Raw genomic sequence first — 5,384 nt, 5'->3', positions numbered from 1 at the left:
GCTGTAGCGCTTCCTCGTCGTCTTCATTCCCGTACCAATCCATCAGGTCGGGAGTAGCTTAACACCCTGTCCAGAAAACCGGCACCACCTCAGACGAATATTGGCCGTTGAGGCTCAGTCGGATTGGCGGCCCTGGCATGCGCTCACGATCAGTGGCGCGATCTTCGCGAACAAGAGCCGCCTGACCTCTCCGGCAGCCGGCTTTGAGGGTGAGCGTGATGCAACGCTGCCGAACATCGCCTCCTTGGGCGCGCAGACTGCAGTCCGATACGAAATGCCTGTCGGCGATAACTCCCAACTCAGCTTTTCGGCTTCGGTCCGCTACCAAGGTAAGTCGCGGCTCGGCGTAGGCCCTGTCCTGTCGTTGCCGCAGGGGGATCATGCCGATACGCGCCTTGGTGCACGGTGGACCTGCAAGCAGGTATCAGTGTCACTGGATGTCTCGAACTTGCTGGACGCCGGGCGCAATATTTTCGCACTCGGCAATCCATTTGGTGTGCGGACGGGCAACCAGATCACGCCAATGCGTCCGCGAACGATCCGATTGGGCGTCGCCTATAACTTGTAGCATAAGTCAGTCCACCGCCTTGTTCGCACCGATTTCACCTGCCATCCAATGGGCCGAATGAAAGCAAACCTCGCCTAGAGTTCATAACAACGGTGATCGCTGCGAGGCCCGGGCCGGCCTCGATCGCTGCGGCGGCAACCCGCGGTTTGGACACTCCGAGGCGCGGATTGCCGGCAAAGCCGATGCCATCTCGGCTGAGGCTGAACGGGCCGCCGCCGGCGCGATCATGGACCACGGACAGGGCATATCGGCCGCGAGCAGACACACGGATGCACAGCTGCATCGGGCCAGTCGGAGGCACATGCTCTACCGCGCGACCGGCACCAAAGTCGAGGCGATCCGCTGGTATGAGAAGCAGGGCTTGCTGCCGACCCCCTCAGGGACGTCCGGCAACTATCGCACCTATGGCGAGGCGGAGCTTGGCTGACTGAGCTTCATCCGTCGTGCCCGCGATCTCGGCTTCTCGCTTGCTCTCAGCCGTTGAAGGACGCAGCGGCCGTTCTCAATAGCGGCCGTCCGTTCATCTGGCCCGTCGCCCATGGCTTTATGGAGCGCCATCCCCGTGGACGGTATGCTTTACTGCGTCGATGATAGCCTGACGGGGGGACGCCCCCTGCACCAGCGTGGCTGTGCGATGATGGCCGTAGGGCGATGTGTATCCGCCCAATGGATGTCCCCGTGTCGCCGTTCGAACCGCTTATAGGCCGATTGGAGCGCCCCTTTCGATCGGTGCCGACGATCAGCTGGCGATTTCACAATTCCGGTTTCAAAGTCCAATATTGTGGCATTCGGGTGGCGCAATTGGGCGCTGGTCGTCGTCGCCTAGTTTGCTCCAATGCGCGGCGCGTTGGATCAGACCAGGCGATTACCCTACCGGGGGAGGATGTGCATGACCAAAGGTTCGGACCTGCTGGTTGCGGCGCTTGAGAACGAGGGCGTCGATCGCATCTTCGGCATACCAGGAGAGGAGAATCTCGACGTCGTCGAGTCGCTCCGTTCCTCCAAGATAGAGCTCGTCCTGACGCGGCACGAGCAAGCCGCGGCATTCATGGCCGCAACACACGGACGCCTAACCGGGCGCCCTGGCGTGTGTCTTTCTACGCTCGGACCAGGCGCACTTAATTTCACGACAGGCGCGGCCTACGCCCATCTCGGCGCTATGCCGATGTTGATGATCACCGGCCAGAAGCCGATCAAGAGTGCGCGGCAGGCGCGCTTCCAGATCGTCGACATCGTCGATGCCATGCGGCCTCTCACGAAGCTCACGCGTCAGATCGTAACCGCGGCCTCGATCCCGACCCTTGTGCGCGAAGCATTCCGGACAGCCATGGCCGAGCGCCCAGGACCCGTTCATCTTGAGCTGCCCGAAGACATCGCTGCCGAGGAGGCGGATGTGCCGCTCGTGCCTGTCCACGAGATTAATCGCCCGGTAGCAGACGAGCAGGCCCTCGCGCGTGTCGCGGCGCTGATCCGGGAGGCGAAGGCACCGCTCATCATGCTGGGGGCGGCGGCCAGCCGCCCATATCTCGCCGAACCGCTGTCCTCCTTCGTTCGGCGGGCGGAGCTTCCTTTCTTCAATACCCAGATGGGCAAGGGCTCGGTCAACGGCGGCTCCAACCTCTATGTTGGCACCGCCGCTCTCACGGAACGCGATTATGTGCATGACGCGATCGATCGAGCCGATCTGATCGTGGCGATCGGCCACGACGTTGTGGAGAAGCCGCCCTTCCTGATGGGGCGCGCTGCGCCCGGCCGAAAAGTCGTTCACATCGGCTATGCCTCAGCCTCGGTGGAGGAGGTCTTCTTTCCGGACGTTGAGCTGATCGGCGACATCGCCGCGAACGTCATCGCGCTCGCCGACCGCTTGGAACCGGTCTCAGCTGGTAGCAACCCGATCTTCGAGCTTCGGCAGGGGATTCTCGACCGCATCAACTTGGGGACGGACGAGACCCGTTTTCCGGTCACGCCGCAGCGCCTCGTCCGCGACGTCCGGTCGGTGTTGCCAGACGATGGCATCGCTTGCCTGGACAACGGCATGTACAAAATCTGGTTCGCCCGGAACTACCGCACCCATGTCGCCAACACGCTGTTGCTCGACAATGCGCTGGCGACCATGGGCGCCGGCCTACCGTCCGCGATCATGGCGAAGCTCCTCAACCCGACGCGGCGCGTGATGGCGGTCTGTGGCGATGGCGGCTTCATGATGAACAGTCAGGAGATCGAGACGGCTGTCCGGCTGAAGCTCGACCTGGTAGTGCTCGTCATCGTCGATGCCGCCTACGGCATGATCCGGTGGAAGCAGGCCGTCGACAAATTCCCGGACTATGGCATGACTTTCGGCAATCCGGATTTCGCCGCCTACGCACGAGCCTATGGGGCAAAGGGCCACACCGTGGAGACGATTGACGCGGTCGCCGCCACGCTTGAGCAGGCCTTCTCCGAAGGAGGCGTGCACATTGTCGCGGTGCCGATCGACTACAGCGAGAATGTCCGTGTGCTCGTGGAGGAACTCGCAAGCCGCAACCGTTAGGTCTGCGGCCACTCCTGATCTGTTCATTCGCGGAGGCACCCATGCTCGACGTTTTTCAAGCCTATGATCGCGCGCACATGACCTCGATCGAGACCGACGGCGCCGAGGCGCTGGAGGCGAAGCTGGCGATCGCATATCGGCTGTTCCGCGACCGTGGGGGCTGGCTCAAGCCTCACCAGCGCATCGCCGTTCTCCATAAGCTTGCGGAGCTTATGACGACCCGTCGTGACGAGCTCGCCCTTCTGATAGCGCGGGAGGGCGGCAAGCCCTTGACCGACGCGCTGATCGAGACCGATCGCGCGATCGACGGCATCCAGAACTCCGCCGAGGTCATGCGCACGCGGGCTGGCGTAGAGATTCCAATGGGGCTTACGCCCGCCAGCGACGGTCGCCGGGCCTGGACGATCTTGGAGCCGATCGGCGTGGTCGCCGCGATCTCGGCGTTCAACCATCCTCTGAACCTCTGCGTGCATCAGTTGGGGCCGGCGATCGCGGCCGGCTGTCCGATCATAATCAAGCCGGCACCGACCACGCCTCTGAGCTGCCTCAGGCTGGTTGAGCTCATCCACGAAGCCGGCATGCCGGAAGGCTGGGTCCAGACTTTTCTCCCGGCGGACAACTACCTCGCGGAGGCGTTCGCCACAGACCAGCGGATCGCCTTCCTGAGTTTCATTGGCTCCGCCAAGGTGGGCTGGCATCTTCGCTCCAGGCTCGCGCCCGGCACCCGCTGTGCGTTAGAACATGGGGGCGCCGCGCCAGTTATCGTCGACAGGGACGCCGATCTCGACCGGGTGATCGAGCCGCTCGTGAAGGGGGGCTATTATCACGCGGGGCAGGTGTGCGTGTCGGTGCAACGGATCTTCGTCCATGGCGCCTTGAAGGACGCTCTCGTCGACCGACTGGCTCAGCGTGTGGCAAAGCTACGTGTCGGCGATCCCACCCGACCCGAGACCGAGGTCGGACCGTTGATCCTACCGAGGGAAACCGACCGCGTGTCGTCCTGGGTCGAGCAGGCGATCAGAGCGGGAGCCCGCCAGATCGGCGGCGGCCGTCACAGCGCAACCACGCTCAAACCCTGCGTTTTGGTGGACCCGCTGGAGGAAGCGAAGGTGTCGACGCTCGAGATCTTCGGGCCCGTGACCTGCATCTACGGCTACTCCTTGCTGGACGACGCCATCGCGCGGGCGAACAGTCTGCCGTTCGCGTTCCAGTCGAGCGTCTTCACGTCCAATATCGATGTGGCGTTCGAAGCGGCGGAAAGGCTGGATGGTGGAGCCGTCCTGATCAACGACCATACGGCCTTCCGGACCGACTGGATGCCGTTCGCGGGCTGGCGTCAGTCCGGCTACAATGTCGGGGGAATTCCCCATACGGCGCGCGAGATGAGCGCTGAGAAGATGCTGGTCGTCAAGCGCTAACGTGCGTCGGCACGGTGCTTCATCCGGCGTCCCCGGGTGGGCGGATATCTGCACGACTTCGATCAGCCGGGCGCTGGTCGCGCCGATTGGGTGTCCGAGCGCGCACGCTCCGCCGTTCACGTTGAGCCGCTTTGGATCGATGCCGAGTTCTTTCGCGGCGGCCATCGGCACGACGGCGAACGCCTCGTTGATCTCGAAGAGGTCGACATCGGCGACCTTCCAGCCGATCCGCTCGAGCAGCTTGCAGATCGAGGGTGCGGGGGTCGTCGTATACCAGACCGGATCCTGCGAGTGGGTCGAGTGGCCCCTGATCTCAGCGAGGATGCCGAGGCCGCGGCGTTCGGCCTCGGAGCGCCGCATGAGGACGAGCGCGGCCGCGCCATCGGCGTTGGCGGACGCGCTCGCCGCCGTGATCGTGCCGTCCTCGCGGAAGGCGGGCTTGAGCTTGGGGATCTTCTCCGGCGACACCTTGAGCGGATGCTCGTCGTTTGCGACGACCGTCGTGCCGCCCTTCACCGCGATCTCGATCCGCGAGATCTCCGGGGCGAACGTCATGGCGCCCGTATCGCCATGACCCACCCTGCACGTCGCGTTCGCGTCGCCGCCCTCTACAAGCTCACCCTGTTTGAGGATTGCGAAGTGGCACCACAAATACCATGCCACTAGAACAATTTGTTCGAACTAAATTAAACTATTTAAATAAATGTCGTTAACATATCCGAGATATCTGCGATCGACGCTGGCCATCAGAATAACTACGGGTGGAAGCGAGGACTAGGTTGCGTTGACAAAGTGGATTCCCAAACGGCCTGAAGTTTGATTCAAGGCAGCTCTTTGCGGGGAGCAGCGATGGCGCGTGGGGATCTGA

5 protein-coding genes and 1 pseudogene are annotated in these 5,384 nt (G+C 63.0%); 4 read left to right on the top strand and 2 right to left on the bottom strand.

What is annotated here, in order from left to right; translation table 11 throughout:
• Window positions 1-100 precede the first annotated feature (100 nt).
• Window positions 101-568, top strand: coding sequence for a porin family protein (locus tag FHS98_RS18570; RefSeq protein WP_167108956.1), 468 nt, complete (start codon window positions 101-103; stop codon window positions 566-568).
• A gap of 34 nt (window positions 569-602) precedes the next feature.
• On the opposite strand, the gene FHS98_RS19190 is transcribed toward FHS98_RS18570, so the two are convergent.
• Window positions 603-851, bottom strand: a complete 249-nt coding sequence (locus tag FHS98_RS19190; protein WP_167108953.1) for a DUF2141 domain-containing protein — start codon at window positions 849-851, stop codon at window positions 603-605.
• Between the two features lie 18 nt (window positions 852-869).
• Between FHS98_RS19190 and FHS98_RS18560 the strand changes: the two genes are divergently transcribed.
• From FHS98_RS18560 to FHS98_RS18550, 3 genes are all read left to right on the top strand, one after another.
• On the top strand, window positions 870-995 hold the full coding sequence (locus FHS98_RS18560; protein WP_167108950.1) for a MerR family DNA-binding transcriptional regulator: 126 nt from the start codon (window positions 870-872) through the stop codon (window positions 993-995).
• Window positions 996-1,457: 462 nt separating this feature from the next.
• Window positions 1,458-3,098 carry an acetolactate synthase large subunit gene (locus FHS98_RS18555; RefSeq protein ID WP_167108947.1) on the top strand — a complete coding sequence of 547 codons (1,641 nt, stop codon included), beginning with the start codon at window positions 1,458-1,460 and terminating at the stop codon, window positions 3,096-3,098.
• A gap of 41 nt (window positions 3,099-3,139) precedes the next feature.
• On the top strand, window positions 3,140-4,516 hold the full coding sequence (locus FHS98_RS18550; protein ID WP_167108944.1) for an aldehyde dehydrogenase family protein: 1,377 nt from the start codon (window positions 3,140-3,142) through the stop codon (window positions 4,514-4,516).
• 117 nt (window positions 4,517-4,633) lie between these two features.
• Here the strand turns inward: FHS98_RS18550 and FHS98_RS18545 are convergent.
• Window positions 4,634-5,071: pseudogene (locus FHS98_RS18545) on the bottom strand (thiolase family protein); the annotation flags it as partial.
• Window positions 5,072-5,384: the final 313 nt, after the last annotated feature.

Origin of the sequence: Sphingomonas oligoaromativorans (genome assembly GCF_011762195.1) — a bacterium.
Taxonomy (GTDB): domain Bacteria; phylum Pseudomonadota; class Alphaproteobacteria; order Sphingomonadales; family Sphingomonadaceae; genus Solisphingomonas; species Solisphingomonas oligoaromativorans.
The sequence above is the reverse complement of the archived record's forward strand: the minus strand, read 5'-3'. Positions and strand labels throughout refer to the sequence as shown.